This is a genomic window from Paenibacillus oceani (genome assembly GCF_014705615.1).
Classification (GTDB): Bacteria; Bacillota; Bacilli; order Paenibacillales; family NBRC-103111; genus Paenibacillus_AB; species Paenibacillus_AB oceani.
Window position 1 is genome coordinate 1 of the sequence record NZ_JACXJA010000088.1, and the last position, 1,375, is coordinate 1,375.

Here is a 1,375-nt window from a genome sequence, read left to right on the forward strand (position 1 = left end):
TATAATGGACTAAGAAATTCAGACAGCAAAAAAGGAGTAAGTTAGTTGTATGAGCACGATGCGAAGAAAGTTCACGCCTGAGCAAAAAGCGCAAATCGTACTGGAAATATTAAAAGAAGAAAAGTCGGTTTCGCAGTTGGCTTCCGAGCATGGCATCCATGCGAATGTCCTCCAACGGTGGAAAACAGAAGCCATTCAGAATCTTCACCAGTTGTTTGTGGATGACCGCAAAGGCATAACGAAAATGAAGTCCGACTATGAACAGCAGATTAATGACCTCTACGCAGAAGTCGGGAAATTGACGACTCAGAATGCGTGGCTCAAAAAAAAATCTGGCCTCTGAAACAACACGTGAAGCCCGCATTGCCTTGTTGGAATGGGATCGCCCCGAATTGCCTCTCACGGTGCAGAGCCAGCTGCTCAGCTTGAATCGCACCAGTCTGTACTACAAGCCGGCTCCTCCCTCCCCGGAGGAAATACGCCTCAAGCACCGGATTGACGAAATCTATACGCAGTACCCGTTTCTGGGCTCCAGACGGATTGCTGCCATGCTCCATCGAGAGGGGGAAACCGTTCATCGCAACACGGTACAAGTCTATATGCGGGATATGGGGCTGGCTGCCATCTATCCGGGGCCGAACCTGAGCAAGCGGAATCTGCAGCATCGAATCTACCCGTATCTGCTGCGAGGTCTCACAATTAAGCGACCGAATCAGGTCTTTGGCGTCGACATTACTTACATCCGTCTGCGGCAAGGATGGATGTACCTGGTGGCCGTTTTGGACTGGTATTCCCGGTTCGTCGTAGCCTGGGAACTGGATCAAAGTCTGGAGATTGACTTTGTGCTGGATACCGTTCGCCGCGCGCTGGCGGTGCATAAGCCGCAGATTTTCAATAGTGATCAGGGAAGTCATTTCACCAGTCCCCAGTATACCGATCTGCTGAAGGCGGCGGACGTCCGCATCAGCATGGATGGAAGGGGACGGGCTCTGGATAATATTTTCACGGAGCGCCTGTGGCGCAGTGTCAAGTATGAAGAAGTTTATCTCCATGATTATGCGACACCACGGGAAGCACGAAACGGCATTTATCGCTACTTGGACTTTTATAATCACATTCGTCCACATCAGTCTCTGGATTACCAAACACCATCCGCTGTGTACAAGTTGGGCTAGGCGATTGTCCACAGGTAGGGCACGCTCCCGCTTGGGCTACGTCCTCCACCCGAGGACAATTATGAATGGTATCTCATTCCATTTATGGATCATCATCTTTCTGCTCTTATGGCATTCCTACTGTATATGGAATAAAGCTTGTGCATCTTTTCACACCTTAAAAATCTAAAAAATCTGTCTTGACTTCTTGTGCCACCATA

Annotated in this window: 1 protein-coding gene; it reads left to right on the plus strand. The window is 49.4% G+C overall.

The genetic code is table 11. From position 1 onward, the window contains the following. The first annotated feature begins 58 nt into the window (after positions 1-58). Positions 59-1,175, plus strand: a protein-coding gene (locus tag IDH45_RS33705) for an IS3 family transposase (protein ID WP_223837264.1) whose coding sequence is annotated in 2 segments (ribosomal slippage) — positions 59-324 and positions 323-1,175 — 1,119 coding nt in all. Because the reading frame shifts where the segments join, the coding sequence is not laid out codon by codon here. Positions 1,176-1,375 lie beyond the last annotated feature (200 nt).